Raw genomic sequence first — 20,062 nt, 5'->3', positions numbered from 1 at the left:
TGGCGATCTGAACAACTGTAGATGAACGACAGCCTGATCGGACTCGTGTGGCGGCCGAATCAGCGGATCGATTGGCAAGCGAGACATGCCGAGTCAGGTCACCACCGGATGGGGAGCTGGTAGATGCCGTAGGCCTGCGAATCCTCTTTGAACTCGAGGTCCGCGAGGTCAGCGGCGAGCTGCATCGTGGGTATGCGGCGGAACAGCGTGCTGAAGACAACGATGAGCTCGATGCGCGCCAGTTGCTGTCCGACGCACTGGTGGGGCCCCCAACCGAATGCGTGGTGGTGCTTCGCCGGGCGGGTGAGGTCCAATTTCTCTGGTTGCGGGAACGCCTCAGGATCCCAGTTGGCGGCCGACAAGGGTGTGATGACTCCCTCGCCCGCCCGGATGATCTCACCGTCGAACTCGAAATCTTCGCGAACCGCTCGCCGAGCGAGTAGATGCGGAATCGTCAAGTAGCGCAGCAACTCTTCGACCGCGTTCCCGACGAATGTCTCGTCGGTGGAGTTCTTGCGGAGTAGTTCGAGCTGATCTGGATTCTGCAACAGAACAGCAGTACCGAGTGTGATCATGTTGGCGCTGGTGTCATGACCCGCGACGAGCAAGATGAACGCAAGCGGTGTGGCTTCTTCGAGCGTCAGGACACCGCTGGAAACTCGGTCCGCGAGATCGGTGACCAGGTCGTCGCCAGGATTCTTCATCTTCGCCTCGATGAGATCGGAGAGATACTGGCTCAATTCGGCAACCGACGCAGCAGCTTCTTCCGGCGTGTCGAAACGCGCATTGGTGAATCCGGCATGCTTTTGAAAGAACTTGTGATCGTCATATGACACACCGAGGAGGTCGCAGATCATCATCGATGGCAGCGGTAGGGACAGCGCCTCGTTCAGATCGGTCGGGTTGGGGCCTTCGAGTAACACGTCTATCAGGTGATCGGTGATCCGCTGGATCGCGGGACGGAGTTTCTCCATCCGCCGTCGGGTGAACGAGCTCGTGAGCATCCTGCGCCAACGTGCATGTTCGGTACCGTCGGTGTTGTTGATCGACGGTGGCATCTCCTTGGAATGCGCCTTCATCGAATCAGTGGTGTGTGGATATCCGTCTCGCCCGATCTCGGCACTGATACGCGGGTCGGTGAGTATCTGTCGCTGAGCCGCGTGGTTCGTGACCACCCACGGAGTGGTGCCATCCCAGGTCTTGACGCGGACGATCGTCTTCTCTGACTCATGTAGCCTGAGCAGCTCTGGGGGAGGAGCGAATGGGCAACCGCCTGCCCGCGGAGTCGGGTATTCCGGTAGGTGTTCAGCGGTTGTGGCGGTGGTCTCGGTCATCATCGTCCTTCTGTCGTCGTGGTGGGCATGACACGGCACCCGGTCATGGCGACGGCGGCCAGGAGTTCATCAGCACAACGACGCCGTCTTCATCACGCTGATCTCGTACATGTCGTGCAGGTCGTGCAGGTCCGCTCGCGCGACCGCCGACTGCGGACGCATCACGTCAGACGAGGTACCGTCCGCCGTTGACGCTGAGCGTCTGTCCTGTCACGTAGCCGGCTTCCTCGGAGGCCAAATACGCGACCGCGTGGGCGATATCCTGTGGTTGGCCGGCACGCTTCATCGGCATCGAGGCAGCAACCACATCAGGGTCGATGGACTCGCGAGTCAGTGGTGTGTCGATGAAACCGGGCGGGACATTGTTCACGGTGATCCCACTCGCGGCGTACTCGATGGCAAGAGCCTTGGTGAACCCGATGACCCCTCCCTTGGAGGCCGCATAGTGAGTCAGGGACGGGGCCCCGGATTGTGCGGACGATGACGAGATGTTGATGATTCGACCCCAGCCGGCGTCCAGCATGTCAGGGATGATCGCGCGTGAGACCAGAAAGGGCCCCTTGAGATTGATGTGGATCATCCGGTCCCAGAGTTCTTCGGTCATCTCGGTGAACGGAACGTACTTGGTGGTACCCGCGTTGTTGACGAGGATGGTGACCGGACCCAGCTCTGCACGGGTGCGTGCGGCCGATTCCGCCACTGCCGTTGCGTCGGCGGCATCGCCCACGATGGCCACAGCCTTGCCGCCGGCTTCGTGGATCGCGGCGATCGTCTCTTCGGCTCCGGCGGCGTTGAGATCCCATACTGCCACTGCCGCGCCGCGAGCTGCGAGTGCTGTCGCAATGGACCGCCCGATCCCGCGGCCGCCCCCCGTCACGACAGCTGTTCGTCCGTCAAGTGTCATCGTTGGGCCTCTCTTTCGTTGTACTGCACCGCGTGGTCGTCGCCTGTTTCGACGAAGAATCAATGTGCGGTCCGAGTGACTGGTGATTGGGCGGTGCGGGCGCACGCGCCCTACTGCGCCCCAGAGCGGGTCTGAGGGGCGAACTGATGTCGCAGAAAGGAGTTCGACCAGGACGGCAAGTCCTCGGGTACGTAGTAGCCCTCCTCGTCATTGATCTCCTGCCAGTTCGCGACAACCTCTTCGGGAGCGGCGAAGTCGCTGCCCCGGTGTAGGTATCCCTCGGTCGATGCGATGAACAACCGTGCGAATCGACCACCGCCGGCGGTGTAGATCTCTCCGTTGGCAGGGCAACTCTCATGTGCAAGGACCGCGACCATCGGGGCAACCGCCTCAGGCGACATGAAATCGGGCACCTCCTGCGTCTGGCCGTCGAGTGGGATGTCAACGGCCATCCGTGTCACCGCCGCCGGCGCAATGACATTGACTCTGATCCCGTGTGGTTCGCCTGCCAGCTTCGCGCTGCGGGCAAGCCCGATCACCCCGGCCTTTGCCGACGCGTACGGAAGATTGTTGTCGAGGCCGAACACTCCGCTGGACGTTGTCAAGACGACTCGGCCGTAACCCTGCTCGACGAAGTACGGCCATGCGGCACGTGTTGTGGTGAACGATCCGATCAGGTGGACATCGAGGTTACGCTCGACATTCGACAATTCGACGTTGGGCAAACCGCCGTACTTCACGATGCCGGCGTTGTTCACGACAGCATCGATCCGTCCGAAATGCCTTATGGCCGAATCGATGATCGCCGAACCGCCGTCCAGGGTGGACACGTCGTTCGTATCCGCCACGGCTTGACCGCCCGCCGCGACGATCTCCTCGACGACCGATTGGGCCGGCGCGGCATCGATACCGTCACCTTCACGGGAGCCGCCAAGGTCGTTGACGACCACGCTCGCGCCTCGTGCTGCAAGGAGGTGAGCGTAAGCCCTGCCGATGCCGCGTCCTGCACCGGTGACGACGGCGACGCGTCCATCAAATCTCAGAGCGTTCATCTCCGACTCCTCGGGTGTTGTCTTTGGAGGCCAGTCTGCACAGGATGTAAGTCATTGGCCACAAATGTTTTTCGGCACGAGTGAATGTCGTTCGCCCGGCCCGCCCTCATCGCAGGTGCGTTGCGGGGTCGCTCATGATCGACGTATTGCCTGAACGTTCAGTTCACACTATCCGACACTCGACCGTCTGGGAAGCCCTTTCCGCAACTTATCCAACTTGGTTGTCGGAGTCGCCGGAAGCGCCGGCACGAGAGGGTGGCCGAGAGGTTGTCCCGAACCGACGCATATTCAGGGCCACAACGTCTTCGGTGTGTCGTCGCGACGCATCGCCGGTCCGGATCACCCGACATCTGATGAGTGGAACGGTGCGGATCGAAGCAGTTCATGCGGGATGGGTGTTGCCAAAACCATTGAACGTGTCTAACTTGGTCGACAGCCCAGTGTGAAGCACATCATGAGCCCAGGATGATCATGGCGGTGGCAAGCACGCGCCGGGCAACAGCGCAACGCGCGAATTCGCCGGCCGCGTCGGTCAGCAGCACCCCAGTGATCGCCAGGGGCGTACTCGTCAGTTGGGCGCCCATCATCCTGTTGCCTGAATCCTCAGGCTCACAGCCCATTTTGGAGTAATGATGACACCATCGACCTCCGACACCGATGGATCGGGCATCGACGCCTCTCCAGGCGCCGACCCCGCCCCGCGGAACGAGTTGTCGTCGCCGGGTGTCGCGCTACTCACCCAGCACCGATCGCGATCGAGGGTCGATGGGCTGCTTCGATGCTGACGCCGGTCGGCGAGTAAGTGGCATCGAACCGGTCCGGGCCACCTTTCGTCGCCACTGTCAATGCAATTCACATATCTTCGCGACGCCGCAACAACATGGAGTTCGACAATTGGAGGAAGCATGATCCGAACCAACGCGACTGGTCCGATTGATGTCGACGTGGTCGTGATCGGAGCAGGAGTGACCGGCATACACCAGGCGTACTGCGCTCGCGAGGCGGGCTTCTCGGTGAAGGTCCTGGAAGCCGGAGATGGAGTCGGTGGTACTTGGTATTGGAATCGATATCCCGAAGCGCGATTCGACTCCGAGAGCTTCACCTACGGCTACCTGTTCTCGAAAGCGTTGTGGGAGGAGTGGGAATGGTCGGAACGATTTGCCGGCCAGCCAGAGGTCGAACGCTATTTCAATTATGTCGTCGATCGATTCGACCTGCGTCGACTCATCAGTTTCGGTGCGAGGGTCTCGTCGGCGCAGTATGATGAACAATCCGGCACCTGGATCACACGGAGTGCCAACGGAAACACATTGCGTAGCAGGTTTCTCGTGGCTTCGACGGGCGTTCTCTCGGTGCCATTCTATCCTGCTGTACCCGGGCGCGAGGATTTCCGGGGCGAGAGCTACCACACCGGTCTGTGGCCGTCTACGCCCGTGGACTTTCGGGGCAAGCGGGTTGCCGTCATCGGTGCCGGGTCGAGCGGGGTGCAGTTGATCCCGGTGGTGGCGCGCGAGGCGGAGACTTTGACCGTATTCCAGCGAACCGCCAATTGGTGTACACCGCTGAACAACTCGCCGATCGGCCCGCAGGAGCAGGCGGAGCTGAAAGCGAACTTCGAGAATATCAAGCAGACGCTCGATACCTCGGTCAGCGGATTCTTGCACCCGATGGAGGGCCGCATGTTCGCCGACGATGCCGAGGGCGATCGTCAACAGTTCTACGAGAAACTCTGGAATAGCCCGGGGTTCGAGAAATTGACGATGCATTACGCGGACATGACTGTGAATCCCGCGGCCAACAAGGAGTGGTCTGATTTCATCGCCGATAAGATACGTTGCATTCTCAACGATCCGGAAGTGGCTGAGAGATTGATTCCCAAGGACCATGGATACGGCGGTAGACGCCCACCGTTCGTGACAAACTACTACGAGGTCTACAACGAGCCACATGTCTCTTTGGTATCGCTGAAGGAGACCCCATTGGTTCGCGTCACCGAACGAGGTATCGCGACCAGCAACGGTCTCGAGGAGTTCGATGTCATAGTGTGGGCGACCGGATACGATTTTGGTACCGGAGCACTGAACCGGCTGGGTGTTCGCGGCCGACACGGGCTCGGGTTGGAAGAGCATTGGGCGGATGGTCCGCGCACATTTCTCGGGGTCGTGAGTGCCGGCTTCCCGAACTTCTTCTTTCCCGGTGGGCCGCATGGCTCTACCGGAAACAATCCACGATATTCGGGTGATCAGGTTGACTTCGTGATGCGCGCGCTGATCAATGCGCGGGAAAAGAACATCGATGTGATCGAGGTGACCGCGGCAGCCGAGGAAGAATGGACCGGGTTGATGGACGCATCCAATGCCTACTCGTCATTCAACGAGAGCAGCTATTTCTACGGCTCCAACATCCCGGGCAAGCCCGTAAAGCAACTCCTCAATCCAACCGGTCGTCCCACCCTCCAGCAGATGATCGGTGACGTTGTCCGCACCGATTTCGCGCAGTTCGAACTCACGCGGCGACCGGTAGCCGACCGCGTCACTGTGTGAGCGGAAGCGACCAGCCGCGACGGACGAACCGCGGCCGACCCTCACGAATTCGGCACGGCTGATCAGATCCACTGAAAGACAGATGCTCTTGTCCCAGTCTGTGGGGCCTGAACTCAAACCAAGGAGCGAGATGGCGAAACGATGGAAGCAGCGACCTGAAGGATCGAACTGGGGCGACTTCGGCGAAGACGACGAACTCGGGCGCATCAATCTACTGACACCGGACAAGGTCTTGCAGGCGGCGAATGAAATCCAAACCGGACGGACCTTCAGCCTCAGTCTGCCGTTGGACTACCCTGGCGGATCATCGCTGAACCAGCGCCGCTATCCACCGATCATCAACCCGACCGAGGACCTGGCCTACCAAGCCGGAACCTTCTACAACGTGATCGCGAAGGACAAGATCTCGCCGTCGTTCATCGACGTGTGGGGCGACGATGTCGTCACATTGTGGCCGCAGTACTCCACGCAGTGGGACGCTCTGGCTCATCAGGGTGCGTTGTTCGACGCAGACCTGGACGGTGTCGATGAACCGGTCTACTACAACGGATTCCGTGCCGGGGATGACATCGTCGGGCCGGCGACCGACGCCAAGGGTGACGACAGCGGGAGCACCGCCTTCGCTCGACATCTCGGTCTCGAGCACATGGCGGCCCACGGTGTACAGGGACGCGGGGTCCTCATCGATGTGGCCCACCACCTCGGCGACACTGCCCATGAGTGGCAGCCGATCAATCTCGTCATGCTGAAAGAGATGATGGCTGCCGACAACGTCGTCGTCGAGCCCGGTGACATGGTCATCATTCACACCGGTTATGCCACAAAGATTGTGGAGTGGGAAAAGAAGCCGGACGCGAGCCGGATACAGGCGATGTATTCGTACCTCGATGCCGAAGATGACTCGTTGCTCCAATGGATCACCGACACACAGATGTCTGCCTTGATCTCGGACAACTACGCGGTGGAGGGGTTCGTGCACGGCGACGAGACGCCCCACACGCTTCTACCCATCCACAACCTCTGCCTGTTCAAGCTCGGTATCCCCTTGGGAGAGTTGTGGTACACGCAGGAGCTGGCCGACTGGTTACGCCAGAACGGGCGCAGCCGGTTTCTACTGACTGCACCACCATTGCGACTGCCTGGAACCATGGGCAGTCCCTTGACCCCCGTGGCGACGGTCTGAGGTGGTCGGTCGTCCTCCGGGCGGTGCGCCTTCGCTTCCTTCGTGATTCTCTCTGCACACATGTGCGAGCCGAAACTTCCCGTTCGCGCACAGACCATCAAGGAGTCCTTGTGACTACGTCGGCAGATCCTTACTTCCCCGGATCGCCGATGGGGAAGGCGGCTGGACGCCCAGACTCGCACTCTCCTTGTTCTCCATCGTGCTGACTCTCGAGGTCCTCGCGGTGAGCTATGCAATGGTATCCATCGCGTTGCCTCAAGTCTCGGCGCACTATCGGACCACCCAGGGTGCGTGGATACTCACCGCGTTCCTGTTGGTCGGGGCCGAGCACGGGCGGAAGGGTGGGCGCTGTTTCGGTTGGAAGATCCCGAAGCCCGACGCGCCGGCACCGCGAACTCATTGTCGACGACCTGCAACTGCAGGCAGCCTGTACAGCCGAGTGATCAGGAGAGATCATGAAAGTAATCATCGACGAGGACAAGTGCGTCGCCGCGGGCCAGTGCGTGGCCGCAGCTCCCGATGTGTTCGATCAACGTGACGAAGACGGAATTGTTGTATTGCTGAACGACAATCCACCCGAGGATGCGGCGGAGCGTGTTCGTCAGGCGGCAGCGGTGTGTCCGGCGCTGGCGATTCGGGTCGAGGAGTGAGTCCGGCGCGCCGGCGGGTGGAGCGGACCGCGCCGCCGTAAGAGGCGATCACGACCGACGGAGCGGACGGCGCATCCACGCAACCATTGCGTGGATGCGCCACTCGAGTTCCTGGCGCCGTTGGATGTCACGTGTCTCCGAGAAGAATCGCTACGGGACAGTGAAATCAAGGCTGCCATCACGGGCACTTTGGTTGAAACCAGTGACCAGCTCTTGGTGCGGCGCACCGGGATGACGAGCTCACCGATTCTGGGTGTATGACACGAGATGCTGATGATCTGCCCAGAATCCATCCAGCGTGGCGCCGACGAATTCCTGGGCGACCACAGGCATTCTCCTCCGGACCACCCGGGCCACTCCGTTCCTCCGGAGTTCCTGTTGGAAAACAGCCGAATATCCCACTCCCGCAATCCGAGCCGAGCGACTGATGCCGCTTCAACGGTGCTCCTGTCACGACCTTGATTCCTACCGGCCGAAAGGGCTAACGTTCGAAATGACCACCGAAATATCAAATGGGAGAGCATAAATGACGTCTAACAACATTCGAGCACGCGGGCTTGATGTCATGCGCCGATCACTTCCGGGAACTTTCCCCGACGGCGATATCGATTTGCGAGATGGCGGCATCGCGGATGATCTCTACGAGATCGGACTGACCAGCGTCTGGGGGGCACTGTGGGGTCGTGAGGGGCTGAGCCCGCGCGAGCGCAGCCTGGTGACCCTCGGCATCCTGATCGCGCGCAGCGCCGAAACCGAGATGAAAGCTCATTTCGCCATCGGCCGGACCAATGGACTCACCGACGACGAGATCTCAGAACTCATCTACCACTCGGCCGGTTATGCCGGATTCCCCGCCGCCACAGCAGCTCGCAAAGCGGCCCGCGATGCGCTCGAGTCGCCGTCCTAGGGGCCCATAGCTGAAATTCGTTGCGTAAGTCCGGCGATCCAGATGGATGCATAGCCAGACGGTGGAGGAAGTCGCTACCGGGTCGCTGCCGCGATGCCGAATGACGCGAGGCGCCACCTGGCCGCCGGAGTCATGCACCGAATTCGTGTGTGGGACGACAACAAACCATCCGGCGGTCTGCTGTTCGCCCGCCGGCCTGAGATCAGCAGCTCTTCAACTGTGCAGTCGGCAGGTTGGATCTGCGCAAGCCACCAGAATTCGCTGCATGAGGTGGCCCGCTCGGACGTACGATCCCGTTCTTGCAAGTAGGACAAACGCTGTCCGGAGAAGCGTGCCACCGCTGGGGTGGCCCATGTGTCAGGTAACCGGGTGGGGATTGACTCCTGCAGGCCAACAGGCGCTCGCCGCCGCAGGCGTCTTCATCAGGTCCGTCAGGGTTCTGATCTCGTCCTCTGCGACCGGTGACGTTGTGAGAATGTCTGCTCCGAAGAGAGTTTCAGTGTTTGCGGGCGCCCCTGTTCCGGCCTGCCTGCATGCGTCGGCGAAGCTCGGGTGTCACGACCGAGATTGTGTGGACCACCCGTCGAGCTGCCATCCACCGCATCGAGATTGACCTCGAGGGGTTATCGGACGCACCTCAGTGTTACGGGCGAAGGCGATCAAGTTGGGGTCTTACCCACTGGTCTGTACGGATCGCACGAGTATCGGCGATTACCTACGCATCGCGGGAGCGTCAAGTACTTTCGACGCGATCGGCGAGTGTGCACCGGTGAACTTCGTGCCCGCCATGTTGGAAATCGACGATTTCGACGTTGGGTGCAAGCTGCTCCCCGAGCTGCGAGTGTGATGGACATCCTGGCGTCGGCACAAACCATTTCGGCCAACCCGCCGGCGGCCGTGGTCGTGACTCGATCCCCAACGGCGAGATCTCCATCGTCGTCCGCCTCGACGACCGCACACACAAGCGCAGTTGGGCATGGTTCTCCGTGGAAAACAGATCTTCATCGTCGACGGTAGAGAATGCGAACTCGGGGTCCATCAGGGCTACCAGATCCCGGCTGGGAAGCCGCACGCCGCGCGTTCGGGTCCGGATGGAGCGCTGGTCATCGAGGTCTTCTTCCCGCTACGGAACGACTGCCTGGACGCCTCACACGGCGTGACAGCGACCTCGTTCAGCTGGTGCCGACCGTCAGTCGACCTCCGAGAAGAATTTCACACCAACAAGACTCAGCTGACCTCAACAAGATGGCGAGGCCAAGTTGTCGAGGTCAGCTGGAGGTCTGTCTCGGTTCGTCCGATCGATCGCCGGCGTGCGGCGTCGCAGTCGGCATGCGCGAGCACTCGGGCAGTAATCGCGGTGCCCGATTTCAGAGGCAGTCGATGTCAGCCCAGGGAGAAGGGGCGACCCCACAGCGTGGTTTCACTCTTTGATGTCGGAGTGCTCACCTGAATCGTCATTCGCGCGCGCGCTTGCGCATAACCACCGCATCCGTTGAGACGCAGAGGTTCCTGGCTGTATGCCACCGATCCCCGTGGGCCGGTGAACTTGTATCCACTGATCCGGTAGAGCTCGTTGTCGGCGTCGAGAAGTGTATTGGTCTCCGCGATGAGCGGTACGTACGTCGCCTGGCCCGGCCCGAGACTGAGCGTGCTACCCATTGTCGGCCCGGTCACGGCGCCCGTCGATGGATTGACTCCCGCACCGCCGGAGTTGCCGAGATTGAGCAGATCCACCTGGCATCCTACGACGTATCCGCCCTTGATGACGCCGCCGGTGGCGGCCCCGGTCACCTGGACTCGTACTTTCCCGGATACCCAGACTTCGCGGCTCGTCGGCACTGAGGCAACATTGCCTCGGTGATAGGTCACGCGCTCCTCCGCGAGCTGCGCATGCATGGTTGCGCCCGCGCTGATGCGGGAGCTTGTACTACCGCCCGGCAGCGGCCCGGCGTTCGCGTCGGGAGTCAGGGTCGTCATTGCGACGGACGCAATGCCGGCGAGTGCCACGAAGCCCAGCACCCTTCTGGCCGAGGTCATGTTGTTTCGCATTGTAGTCCTTACGGTGGTGACGCTGGTTGCGTCGATCAGTCGGCTCGGTGGTCGATCCGCAGCCGGATCCTGGTGTCACATGGCGCTGATTGATTATCTTGCACCGAAGTTCAGCTGAGGCTGAACGGCTTTCCGTAGAGAGTTGATTGCACGTAGGCGCCGGTGCCGCCGATGTTGTTGGTATTTGTGGTGCTGTCGATCGAAAAGTTCTCTGCGGCCTCGATCGTGGCGTAGGACCGCGCGCTCGCATAGCCGCCGCACCCCTGCGCCTCGACCTCGAGCCCGGAGTACTGATACTGGGCGTTCTTGCCCTGAATGGCTTGGGCGCTGAGCAGGACTGCCTTGATCTGTCCTGGCGCCAGTGGGAACGACACCGAACCGGATACTGACGGTGCGGCCATACTCAGATTGCCACTGATGCCTGCCGTGAGTGTGCCGACCGTGACCTGACACCCGACCACGTAGCCGACCCGCAGACGCCCGGCGACGCTTTTGTTGAACTTGGCCGTGAAGTTTCCCGACACCACGGCTGATCGACCAATTCCGTTGGCGGCCATAGATGGAGCAGCCATCGCCGATTCGCCTGTGCGTCCCAGTTGTGCGGTCAATCCGCTGTCCGATACTGCCTTGTGACCGTTCGGTAGCGTGGCGGCGCCGGCCGGCGCCGCCAGTCCTACGCAGGCGACTGCCGCGGCGGCCAGGGGCACGATCGCTCGATGGAATTTCATTCGGGTTCCTTCCATGCACACTGCAGGTTCAGACGCCAAGTGCCGTTTGGTTTCACCTGGCCCCGGCCAACTGGCCCTTGTTCGCCTGGTCGCCCGAACGCACTGTGCGCCAGCTGATTCTGCCGTAGTGGAGTTGAGTATGCCAGGTGGCGAGAACTGTAACTAAGTTCAAAGCGTAAGCGATGCGACTGTGAGAATCAATAACCCAAAACGAGGTGCATGTGACGGGAGCGCATCCGAATCACCCACACGCAGTTGGCAAGACGGAGGCAAACGAGTCGCTACTCGCATGGCGCGGATGCGATGGAACGCGGAGCCGGCGAGGCGACGCCTGAGTGAGTGCCGGGAGGATTGACGCAGTGTTGATCGCTGTCTGCACGCCCGGAGCCGTCCGAGGGGGCGGGACCGACGGGGTGTGGTCGGCGGACTCTCGAACCCCATTGCGTTGCATCAGAAGTCCAGGTTCGCGATCGAATCGGTCATGAATTCGAACGCGCTTGGCGCCGCGTGGGCGAATCGACATGTGTGTGATGCAAGTCACGCATTATTTGTGATGTGGAGTACACAAGGTTCACTAAGTGAGCTAAATTACTGGAGATCCTGCAGGACAGCGCCACGAGAGCGTGGCGACCTTTGCTTACCAACACATGCCTGACACTGACCAACCCATACGCCGGCAAGGCGATTCGGAGTCAGGTACCCACCCGTAAGGATGCCCATGTCTCTTGCGTCGGAACCAAGCCATGCCCGAAGTACCGTCGGTGCTGGATGGACACCCAGACTTGTTCTCTCGCTGTTCTCCATCGTGATGACTCTCGAGATCCTCGCGGTCAGCTACGCGATGGTGTCGGTAGCCCTGCCGCAGATCTCCGCGCATTACCAGACCGCCCAAGGCGCATGGATGCTGACGGCCTTCCTGCTCGTCGGCGCCATCTCGGGGCCGATCCTGGGCAAGCTCGCCGATATGTACGGCAAGCGCAAATTGCTGCTCATCGCGATGTCGCTCGCCGCGATCGGGTCGCTGATCTGCGCGATCGCACCGAACTATTCGACGATGATCGCGGGCCGCGCGCTCAGCGGCGTGCTTGCACCCTGTGTCTTCCTCGGTTATTCACTCGTTCGAGATGTGTTCCCGGAGAAGATCACTGCTGTTTCGGTCAGTATCATCACCAGCGGTCTCGGCCTTGTCGCCGTGCCGTCGCCGTTTCTGTCGGGCTGGCTCATCGACAACTTCGGCTTTCGTAGCATCTTCTGGTTCTTTGTCATCGGTCTGATCGTCTGCGGCGCACTGATCATGGTGTCGACCACCGAGTCCGCCGTGCGGCTTCGGTCCCGGCTCGATCTCATCGGCGCAGCCCTTCTCGGTGGTGGCATCGCGGGTGTGCTCGTGGCGATCAGTTTCGGGCCCACCTGGGGTTGGACCGATGGGTCGACCCTCGGCTATCTGATTGTCGGGATTGTGCTTCTGGGCGCCTGGCTGTTCTCTGCGACCGTGATCCGCGAGCCGCTGATCGAACTGTCGATTCTGCGGAATCGGGCAATCGGCCTCACTGCCTTCGGATCGGGTGTCGCCTACGGTTGTAGCGCCCTTTTCTCGGTGCTGTTGCCGATGTTGGTCATGACGCCGGCCGTGCTGGGTCTGGGATATGGCTTCGGTATCGATGCCGAGTCGTACGCCTTGTTCCTGGTTCCGAACGCTGCCTGCGTGGTCATCGGCGGTATCGTCGCGGGCAACCTCGTCGCGAGGGGGCTCCGGCCGAGAATGTTGATGATCTCCGGCCTCGCCTTCATGGCGCTCGGGTTCCTGCTCGTCGGTGCCGCGAATGGCTCCAAGCCGATGCTCATGTTCTTCGCCGGTGTCGCCGGACTCGGTATGGGCTTTGCCTATTCGTCGGTTCCGAACCTGCTGATCGAGGCCGTCCCGCCGCAGATGCAGGCGACCTCGGCGAGCGTCGTGAACGTCGCACAGAATGTCGTCGCGGCGATTCTCCCGGTGGCTGTTTTCGCCGTGCTCAACAACTCGTTCATGGCGCCGATCCCGAAGGAGATGGTGCATGGTGCCACGTTCTACACCGACGGCGGAATCTCGGTCGCCTTCTGGATCGGGGCAGGTGTGTGTCTCTTCGGTGCGCTCGCTGCCATCCTGATTCCGCGTACCGTGCGACGTATTGATGCTCCGCCCGCCGGCATCGTGAACGCCGACGAACCGGCCGCGAACAACGCTGTGGCGGGGGCGACCACAGCCTGAGCGGACACGCCGACCCATCGGCGCCACAAAACAAGCGAGGAGATTCTCGGTGACACCGGGAGTCTCCTCGCCGTCGGTGTCCGCGAGGCAGGCGCTCGAGGTCTGTTCTGGCCCGCCGCTGTTGTTTGTACCGACCAGTTGGTCTAATATACTCTGTGATGTAGACCTCACCTTCCTTCGAGACGGGAGTCAGCGTGAAGGAATCGATCCGCTGCCGCGTGATGGCACCATTTCACCGGGGGGTGCGATGAAGGCCGTCGCGAGCGTTCTCGTCGTCGGCGCGTCCGCGTCCGGTCTGTCGACCGTCGATGCGTTGCGCCGCAAAGGGTTCACGGGCGGTATCACCGTCATCGGTGACGAGCCGCACATGCCGTACGACCGCCCGCCGCTCTCCAAGCAGATCCTCGAGGGCGTGTGGACCCCGGACCGTGCACAGCTCCGGAGCGAGGAGATGCTCGGAAAACTCGACGCCGAGTTCGTCCTCGGTGAGGAGGCGGTGGCACTCGACGTCCTTGAGCGGCGGGTGACCACGCGGTCAGGGCGTGAGTTCGGTGCCGACGCCGTGGTCCTGGCAACGGGCGTTCGCCCGCGCGAGCTCCCGGGGCAGGCTGGTCTGGACGGGGTCTTCGTCATGCGGAGCCTCGAGGACTCGATGAACCTACGGCGCAGGCTTCTCGATCAGCCGAAGATCGTCGTGGTGGGGGAGGGGGTACTGGGGTCTGAGGTCTCTGCGACGGCTCGAAAGATGGGGGCCGACGTCACCATGACCGGTCCGCAATCACACCCGATGTCACTGCAGATCGGCCCGATGGCTTCACAGTTGCTGGCCGACGTGCACACCGAGAAGGGCGTGCGGCTGAGACTCGGAGTCGGCGTCGCAGAGCTCGTACGCGAGGGAAATGCAGTGTCGGGGGTCCGGTTGGAGACCGGTGAGGTCCTCGACGCCGAGGTGGTCGTGGTGTCCATCGGCTCCGTACCGGCCACCGCGTGGTTGGTCGGCAGCGGACTCACCCTCGAGAACGGGATCGTGTGCAACTCGAGCTGCTTGGCGGCAGATTCGATCTACGCGGTGGGCGATGTGTCCCGGTGGTACCACAATTCGATGCGCCGCCACTTCAGGCTCGAGAACCGCACCAACGCCACCGATCAGGCCGCCGTGGCCGCCGACGACATCCTTGGGATCGCGCATCACTACGAGCCGATCCCCTACTTCTGGACCGACCAGTTCGACGCGAAGATCCAGGTACATGGGGCGGTCGGTGCCGGCGCCACGGCGCAGATCGTAGAAGGGGACATTTCGACGAGGAGATTCGTCGCGACCTATCGAACCGATGACCGCGTGACCGGTGTCCTGGGGTGGAACATGCCCAAGCAGACCCGCCTTCGTCGGCAGGAGATCGTCGATGATCTCGAGTCGCAGTTCGCGTAACAGTCCATCAGTTCAGGAGGAATCAGTGAAAGTCATCATCGACGAAGTGAAATGTGTCGCGGCCGGTCAATGTGTGGCGGCGGCGCCCGACGTGTTCGATCAGCGTGACGAGGATGGGATCGTCTTTCTGCTGGCTCAGGATCCGCCCGAGGACGAGGCCGAGAACGTCCGCCAGGCCGCTGCGGTCTGTCCTGCCATGGCCATCGTGGTCGAAGAATGAAACACGCTCCTCCGCACGTGAGGACCGTCGTGCCCGATCGAAGGAGATGAACATGACCGAAGGAACAAATGGAGTGACACTGCCGGTGGAGTCCGACGATGTACCCGTCTATCCCACCCCTCGCGACGCCACATGCCCATTCCTGCCGGCTCCGGAGATCCGCGAAATGCTTGCAGACGGTGTCGTGCTGTCACGGGCGCGAACCTGGGATGGCCGTACTCCGTGGCTGGTGACGTCGCATGCGGGGCAACGCACGATCATGTCCGACCCACGCGTCAGTGCGAACGATCATCTGCCGGGCTTCCCGCACCCGACTCAGGCGCAGGCGGAGACCATCCACGAGCGCCCCAAAACCATCTTCGACTCCGACGGCCCGGAACACGCGCGCTTGCGAAGAATGCTCACGAACTCGTTCACTCGTGGACGAATGGAGAAGATCCGCCCGGCCATTGCGCAGCAGACCGACGATCTGATCGACGCGATGCTTGCCGGCCCGAACCCTGTTGACCTGGTCGAGGCGCTGTCGCTGCCGTTGCCGTCTTTGATGATCTGCGAGCTGTTGGGTGTGCCATACGGCGATCACGACTTCTTCCAGGAGCATGCCAAGGTCGCAAACGCGAGGGAGGTGACCCCGGAGGAGAATGCTGTCGCGATGCGCGCACTCGGGGGCTATGTCACCCAACTCATCGAGACCAAGATGGCGAAGCCCGAAGAGGATGTCATCTCCGATCTTGCCCAGCGCGTGTCCAACGGCGACCTCGATCTCGCCGAGGCCTCGATGTTGGGGATGATCCTGCTGATAGCCGGGCACGAGACGAGCGCCAACATGATCACCCTGGGAACTGCCGTGCTCCTGCAGAATCCGGATCAGCTTGCGTTGGTGCGCGATATGACGGAGCGTAAGCCGTTGGCTGCCGCGGTCGAGGAGTTGTTGCGTTATCTGACGATTCCGCATCTGCTGGAGCGTCGGGTTGCCTTGGAGGACATCGAGTTCGAGGGGGAGGTGATCCGTGCGGGAGACGGCATCATCGCGCCGCTGCCCGCCGCCAACTTCGATCCCACGGCGTTCCCGAACCCGGAGAAGCTCGACGTCACCCGTGATGCGCGGCACCACCATGCGTTCGGGTGGGGTCCCCATCAGTGCATCGGCCAGCAGCTGGCGCGTATCGAGCTGGAGGTGGTGTTCGGTACCTTGTTCCGTCGGGTACCGACCATGAGGCTCGCCGCACCGTTCGAATCCTTGCGCTTCAAGGGTGATTCGCTGGCGTACGGCATCTACGAGCTCCCGGTGGCCTGGTAGGGCCACCGGCGACCCGGGGGATCGGAAAAGCGGTCGGGGCGAGATCAGATCTCGTCCCCGACCGCTTTTCTAGCGCTTTTGTCACCACAACGGACACAGCGACGCTATCAGTTCGATTCGCGCAGTGTACGTTTCAAGACTTTGCCCGACGGCGTCCTTGGCAGGGCGTCGATGAATACGACCTCGGCGGGAACCTTGTACTTGGCGAGCCGCGCGCGAACGAAATCCTGAAGGGCTTCGGCAGTCAGCGGAGAACCCTGGCGTAACACCACATATGCTTTGGGCACCTCACCCCACTTCGGATGCGGTACACCTAGCACGGCGGCCTCTATGACGTCGTCGTTCTCGTAGAGGACGCGCTCCACCTCTGGAGTCGCGATGTTCTCGCCGCCGGACACGATCATGTCCTTCTTGCGGTCCTCTATGAACAGGTAGCCGTCGGCATCGATGCGTCCGACATCGCCAGTATGGAACCAGCCATCGCGAATCGACTTCGAGGTGGTCTCGGGGTCCTTCCAATATCCGCGAGTCACCTTCGGCCCCTTGATGACGATCTCACCGAGCTCGTTGGCCCCGGCAACGGTCCCGTCGTCGGCAACAACTCGGATCTGGGTGTGCGGCATCGGACGACCGACCGAACCGAGCTTCGACCGAGAGTGTCGCGCGTCGTTGACACAATCCCCGGACACAGTCTCGGTCAAACCGTAGGCATCGGCGAACCAGGTGGCCGGGAAAACCTTGCTGATGTACTCGAACAAAGGCTCCGGCATCTTCTCGCCGCCGCCGGTGATGATGCGCAGGGACGCGGTGTCGCGGCCGTCGACATCGGGCACCTGCAACAGCGCGTTCATCATTGCGGGCGCGAGCCACATGACGGTGGGCCGCAGCGACTCGATTGCGGCGAGTACGGAGTGTGCTTCGAACTTGACCACGATATGCAATGTGCCGCCGGCATGTAGGGTCGCGAGCCCCGGCAGGTCCATTCCGCCCACGTGATACATGGGACCGCAGATCAGCGTCGAATCATTCTCGGTGAGTCCGAATTCGAGGATGTGGGCGAAGTTCTTCCACAGTAGGTTCTCGTGTGAGATCTGAACGCCCTTGGGCCGTGAGGTGGTCCCCGACGTGTACATGAGTCGTTGCAGTTCATCGGGTTCCACGGCGACGAGTTCGCTGTGCATACCGTGGTGCGGTGTGACGAGTTCACGGTAGCCGACCCAACCGGGCGCGGCGGGCTGCTCCACCGTGACCCACAGCGTCATGTTCGGTAGGTCGCTTCGGAGTTCATCGAGTGCCTCGGCGAACTCCTGCTCGGTGAGGATGCCCACGGCACCGGAATGCTCGAGGATGAACTGCCACTCTTGTGGTGACAGACGGTAGTTCAACGGCACTATCGATGCGCCGAGGCGGTTGGCCGCCAACATGATGTCGAGATACTCGATGTGGTTGTACATCAACACGGCGATGATCTGTCCGCGGCGGATGCCGTTGTTCGACAGGGCGGCCGCCAGCGCGTTCACCCGATCGCGAAGTTCGGCGTGGGTGACGCGCCGGCTTCCTTCCGTGACGGCGATCGCGTCGGGTCTGACCTCGGCGTTGTGATCGACGATGGATGCAAAGTTGTACATGGCCTACCTTGTCGTGCGTGGATTCGACGTTACGTGAGATCGGAACGGGCGCGGTCCGCCAGAGCACGCAGGGTCTGCTGGTACCGCTCTCGTGACATACCGAACTCGACAAAGATCTCGTCGTCGGGTGGTCCGCCGAACCTCGCCCATCGATGAGCGAATCTCAACAGATAAGCGGCCTCCCGTGACGACAAGAGCAGCCTGGGAGCGGTCGAGCTGGTCATCGTTACGACCTCCTGGAGGGTCGGGTCGGGTTCAGGGGAGCGAATATCCGCCGTCGACGACGATCGTCTGCCCGGTCATCCAACGAGATTCGTCGCCGGCCAAGAATGTGACGGCCCCGACGATGTCGCCCGGTGTGCCCAACCCCATGGGGTGCTTGGCGTCCAGATCGGCAAGGACCTGCTCTGGCATGTCGGCGTGAATCGCGGTCGGGAAGGTTCCCGGCGACACCGAGTTGATCCGCAGACCTTCTTTGGCGTACTCCAGGGCGGCGACACGCGTCAGATGCAGCACACCGGCCTTGGACACGCAGTACGCGGACGCGTACGGCCACGCGGTCAGGCCGCTCACAGACGCGATGTTGACGATCGAGACCGGTGCCTTCTTACGGAGCACCCGGGCAACCGCGCGAATGCCGTTGAAGGTGCCGTTCAGATTCACGGCAAGGGTGCGATCCCAATCGTCGAAATCCAGATTGTGGATGCGGGCGTTGGGGGAAACGATTCCTGCCGTGTTCACGTACACATCGAGTGCACCGAAGGTCGCGACGGTTTCCCGAACCGCTTCCTCGACCGCCGCACCGTCGGTGACGTCGACCGAGATGCATTCGCATTTCACGGAACTCGGCAGGGCGCCGCGAGTTCTTTCGGCTGCTTGTCGGGTCACGTCGACGAGCACGAGGTTCGCGATCCCCTCATCGGCAAAGCGGGACGCGATCGCTGCGCCCAGAGATCCCCCGGCTCCCGTGATGACTGCTGTCTTGCCGCTCAGTTGCTCGCCCATGGCCGCCCTCGTAGTCGCATTTTGATCGCGCGACCGGGCGACGGAAATAGTTCGACCAGTCGGTACAAAAAAGTCTAATCGGTGAGGGACCTCTAGTCGAGCGATTCGGAGATTCTCGGCAGCTGGATTTCGCGGATCGTGCGGCAGGGGAGCCGGCCGGGGCGCCTCGGGTCAGGCGCCGATGGCGGTCTGTACCGATTCGTTGTACGTCGCGACCTCTCGCTCGACCTCGTCGATGTCGAGGATGGTTGTCGCGAAACCACCGAACAGCGTGCGGCAGTAGGTTTTGGACAGCTCTTCGGCACTCCATCGCGTGGTTCCCGGTTTGAGCCACTGGTAGGTGTGGTTGTGGAGGTTGAAATACTGCAACATCGCGAGGTGGGGATCCGAGTGCAGGAACTGCTCGTCGCGCATCGCTTCCACGATGATGCTCTCGATTATCATCTCGAACTCATGGCGTCGGGCGAGGAACTTCTTCAGGTTCTTACCACTGAGGTGCCGGTAGTCGTGCTCATATACCCAGATGTGATCGAGCCTGGCATAGATCATGTCGAGCAGGATCTCGGAGATCAGCCGGAGCCGGGCGGCCGCAGAAATGTCGACGGACTGGGCGGCGCGGGTGTCCTCGAGAAGTGGCTCGAGGACGCGGTCCTGGATCTCTACGAGAAGATTCTCCTTGGACTTGATGTAGTAGTACAACGCGCCCTTGGCAAGGCCGGTGACCTCGCCGAGTTCGGTGGTCCCGGTCGAGGCGTAGCCGTTCTTGGCGAACAGGGCGGCCGCGGTGTCGATGATGTCTTGCTTCTTGGCCTCGTAGCCTTTGCTGTGGCCTGGTGGTCTGCCCATGTCTCACTCCAGACTAGTCGGTCGTCCAAGATTATC

The 20,062-nt window shown here is 61.6% G+C and carries 17 protein-coding genes and 2 pseudogenes; 10 read left to right on the top strand and 9 right to left on the bottom strand.

Features of this window, described 5'->3' with window-relative positions; genetic code table 11:
* Positions 1-98 precede the first annotated feature (98 nt).
* The 3 genes from ACPXCG_RS05245 to ACPXCG_RS05235 form a co-directional block, all read right to left on the bottom strand.
* The gene (locus tag ACPXCG_RS05245) at positions 99-1,334 is read right to left on the bottom strand and encodes a cytochrome P450 (protein ID WP_425789757.1); all 1,236 of its coding nucleotides are present in this window, start codon (positions 1,332-1,334) and stop codon (positions 99-101) included.
* Between the two features lie 166 nt (positions 1,335-1,500).
* The gene (locus ACPXCG_RS05240; RefSeq protein WP_425789755.1) at positions 1,501-2,238 is read right to left on the bottom strand and encodes a 3-oxoacyl-ACP reductase family protein; all 738 of its coding nucleotides are present in this window, start codon (positions 2,236-2,238) and stop codon (positions 1,501-1,503) included.
* Positions 2,239-2,348: 110 nt separating this feature from the next.
* Entirely contained in the window at positions 2,349-3,290 is a 942-nt protein-coding gene (locus ACPXCG_RS05235; protein WP_425789754.1) for an SDR family NAD(P)-dependent oxidoreductase, read from the bottom strand.
* Positions 3,291-4,195: 905 nt separating this feature from the next.
* Here ACPXCG_RS05235 and ACPXCG_RS05230 point away from each other — a divergent pair.
* The 6 genes and pseudogenes from ACPXCG_RS05230 to ACPXCG_RS05205 form a co-directional block, all read left to right on the top strand.
* The gene (locus tag ACPXCG_RS05230) at positions 4,196-5,833 is read left to right on the top strand and encodes a flavin-containing monooxygenase (protein WP_425789752.1); all 1,638 of its coding nucleotides are present in this window, start codon (positions 4,196-4,198) and stop codon (positions 5,831-5,833) included.
* Between the two features lie 130 nt (positions 5,834-5,963).
* Positions 5,964-7,016, top strand: a complete 1,053-nt coding sequence (locus ACPXCG_RS05225) for a cyclase family protein (protein ID WP_425789750.1) — start codon at positions 5,964-5,966, stop codon at positions 7,014-7,016.
* Positions 7,017-7,158: 142 nt separating this feature from the next.
* Positions 7,159-7,341, top strand: a pseudogene (locus tag ACPXCG_RS05220) (MFS transporter); the annotation flags it as partial.
* Between the two features lie 130 nt (positions 7,342-7,471).
* On the top strand, positions 7,472-7,666 hold the full coding sequence (locus ACPXCG_RS05215) for a ferredoxin (RefSeq protein WP_425789748.1): 195 nt from the start codon (positions 7,472-7,474) through the stop codon (positions 7,664-7,666).
* Positions 7,667-8,192: 526 nt separating this feature from the next.
* Positions 8,193-8,573, top strand: coding sequence for a carboxymuconolactone decarboxylase family protein (locus tag ACPXCG_RS05210; RefSeq protein ID WP_425789746.1), 381 nt, complete (start codon positions 8,193-8,195; stop codon positions 8,571-8,573).
* Positions 8,574-9,507: 934 nt separating this feature from the next.
* A pseudogene (locus ACPXCG_RS05205) lies at positions 9,508-10,023 on the top strand (cupin domain-containing protein); the annotation flags it as partial.
* On the opposite strand, the gene ACPXCG_RS05200 reads toward ACPXCG_RS05205, so the two are convergent.
* Together ACPXCG_RS05200 and ACPXCG_RS05195 are read right to left on the bottom strand one after the other, a co-directional pair.
* Entirely contained in the window at positions 9,957-10,610 is a 654-nt protein-coding gene (locus ACPXCG_RS05200) for an MspA family porin (RefSeq protein ID WP_425789744.1), read from the bottom strand. The pseudogene ACPXCG_RS05205 and the gene ACPXCG_RS05200 overlap by 67 nt on opposite strands.
* A 122-nt stretch (positions 10,611-10,732) precedes the next feature.
* Positions 10,733-11,350 carry an MspA family porin gene (locus ACPXCG_RS05195; protein ID WP_425789742.1) on the bottom strand — a complete coding sequence of 206 codons (618 nt, stop codon included), beginning with the start codon at positions 11,348-11,350 and terminating at the stop codon, positions 10,733-10,735.
* A 718-nt stretch (positions 11,351-12,068) separates the two neighbouring features.
* On the opposite strand from ACPXCG_RS05195, the gene ACPXCG_RS05190 reads away from it, so the two are divergent.
* From ACPXCG_RS05190 to ACPXCG_RS05175, 4 genes are all read left to right on the top strand, one after another.
* Positions 12,069-13,598: an MFS transporter gene (locus ACPXCG_RS05190; RefSeq protein WP_425789740.1), complete on the top strand. Its 1,530-nt coding sequence runs from the start codon at positions 12,069-12,071 to the stop codon at positions 13,596-13,598.
* A 247-nt stretch (positions 13,599-13,845) separates the two neighbouring features.
* A complete protein-coding gene (locus ACPXCG_RS05185) occupies positions 13,846-15,027 on the top strand; it encodes an NAD(P)/FAD-dependent oxidoreductase (RefSeq protein WP_425789738.1) in 1,182 nt (393 codons plus the stop codon).
* Between the two features lie 25 nt (positions 15,028-15,052).
* Positions 15,053-15,247: a ferredoxin gene (locus ACPXCG_RS05180; protein ID WP_425789736.1), complete on the top strand. Its 195-nt coding sequence runs from the start codon at positions 15,053-15,055 to the stop codon at positions 15,245-15,247.
* Positions 15,248-15,299: 52 nt separating this feature from the next.
* Positions 15,300-16,547: a cytochrome P450 gene (locus ACPXCG_RS05175; protein WP_425789734.1), complete on the top strand. Its 1,248-nt coding sequence runs from the start codon at positions 15,300-15,302 to the stop codon at positions 16,545-16,547.
* 107 nt (positions 16,548-16,654) lie between these two features.
* Here ACPXCG_RS05175 and ACPXCG_RS05170 read toward each other — a convergent pair whose 3' ends face one another.
* From ACPXCG_RS05170 to ACPXCG_RS05155, 4 genes are all read right to left on the bottom strand, one after another.
* Complete coding sequence (locus ACPXCG_RS05170; RefSeq protein ID WP_425789733.1) at positions 16,655-18,175, bottom strand: long-chain-fatty-acid--CoA ligase; 1,521 nt, start codon at positions 18,173-18,175, stop codon at positions 16,655-16,657.
* A 29-nt stretch (positions 18,176-18,204) separates the two neighbouring features.
* Positions 18,205-18,399 (bottom strand): DUF3263 domain-containing protein, encoded by a 195-nt coding sequence (locus tag ACPXCG_RS05165; RefSeq protein WP_425789731.1) that lies wholly within the window; start codon positions 18,397-18,399, stop codon positions 18,205-18,207.
* Between the two features lie 31 nt (positions 18,400-18,430).
* The gene (locus tag ACPXCG_RS05160) at positions 18,431-19,180 is read right to left on the bottom strand and encodes an SDR family NAD(P)-dependent oxidoreductase (protein WP_425789729.1); all 750 of its coding nucleotides are present in this window, start codon (positions 19,178-19,180) and stop codon (positions 18,431-18,433) included.
* 171 nt (positions 19,181-19,351) lie between these two features.
* Positions 19,352-20,026, bottom strand: a complete 675-nt coding sequence (locus tag ACPXCG_RS05155) for a TetR/AcrR family transcriptional regulator (protein WP_425789728.1) — start codon at positions 20,024-20,026, stop codon at positions 19,352-19,354.
* Positions 20,027-20,062 lie beyond the last annotated feature (36 nt).

Origin of the sequence: Gordonia sp. DT218 (genome assembly GCF_049847105.1) — a bacterium.
Taxonomy (GTDB): Bacteria; Actinomycetota; Actinomycetes; order Mycobacteriales; family Mycobacteriaceae; genus Gordonia.
The sequence above is the reverse complement of the archived record's forward strand: the minus strand, read 5'-3'. Positions and strand labels throughout refer to the sequence as shown.

What these genes read in the sequence shown, in the direction of transcription:
- ACPXCG_RS05245 (WP_425789757.1), bottom strand. Translation starts at nt 1,334, where the DNA reads ATGACCGAGACCACCGCCACAACCGCTGAACACCTACCGGAATACCCG.
- ACPXCG_RS05240 (WP_425789755.1), bottom strand. Translation starts at nt 2,238, where the DNA reads ATGACACTTGACGGACGAACAGCTGTCGTGACGGGGGGCGGCCGCGGG.
- ACPXCG_RS05235 (WP_425789754.1), bottom strand. Translation starts at nt 3,290, where the DNA reads ATGAACGCTCTGAGATTTGATGGACGCGTCGCCGTCGTCACCGGTGCA.
- ACPXCG_RS05230 (WP_425789752.1), top strand. Translation starts at nt 4,196, where the DNA reads ATGATCCGAACCAACGCGACTGGTCCGATTGATGTCGACGTGGTCGTG.
- ACPXCG_RS05225 (WP_425789750.1), top strand. Translation starts at nt 5,964, where the DNA reads ATGGCGAAACGATGGAAGCAGCGACCTGAAGGATCGAACTGGGGCGAC.
- ACPXCG_RS05215 (WP_425789748.1), top strand. Translation starts at nt 7,472, where the DNA reads ATGAAAGTAATCATCGACGAGGACAAGTGCGTCGCCGCGGGCCAGTGC.
- ACPXCG_RS05210 (WP_425789746.1), top strand. Translation starts at nt 8,193, where the DNA reads ATGACGTCTAACAACATTCGAGCACGCGGGCTTGATGTCATGCGCCGA.
- ACPXCG_RS05200 (WP_425789744.1), bottom strand. Translation starts at nt 10,610, where the DNA reads ATGACCTCGGCCAGAAGGGTGCTGGGCTTCGTGGCACTCGCCGGCATT.
- ACPXCG_RS05195 (WP_425789742.1), bottom strand. Translation starts at nt 11,350, where the DNA reads ATGAAATTCCATCGAGCGATCGTGCCCCTGGCCGCCGCGGCAGTCGCC.
- ACPXCG_RS05190 (WP_425789740.1), top strand. Translation starts at nt 12,069, where the DNA reads ATGTCTCTTGCGTCGGAACCAAGCCATGCCCGAAGTACCGTCGGTGCT.
- ACPXCG_RS05185 (WP_425789738.1), top strand. Translation starts at nt 13,846, where the DNA reads ATGAAGGCCGTCGCGAGCGTTCTCGTCGTCGGCGCGTCCGCGTCCGGT.
- ACPXCG_RS05175 (WP_425789734.1), top strand. Translation starts at nt 15,300, where the DNA reads ATGACCGAAGGAACAAATGGAGTGACACTGCCGGTGGAGTCCGACGAT.
- ACPXCG_RS05170 (WP_425789733.1), bottom strand. Translation starts at nt 18,175, where the DNA reads ATGTACAACTTTGCATCCATCGTCGATCACAACGCCGAGGTCAGACCC.
- ACPXCG_RS05165 (WP_425789731.1), bottom strand. Translation starts at nt 18,399, where the DNA reads ATGACCAGCTCGACCGCTCCCAGGCTGCTCTTGTCGTCACGGGAGGCC.
- ACPXCG_RS05160 (WP_425789729.1), bottom strand. Translation starts at nt 19,180, where the DNA reads ATGGGCGAGCAACTGAGCGGCAAGACAGCAGTCATCACGGGAGCCGGG.
- ACPXCG_RS05155 (WP_425789728.1), bottom strand. Translation starts at nt 20,026, where the DNA reads ATGGGCAGACCACCAGGCCACAGCAAAGGCTACGAGGCCAAGAAGCAA.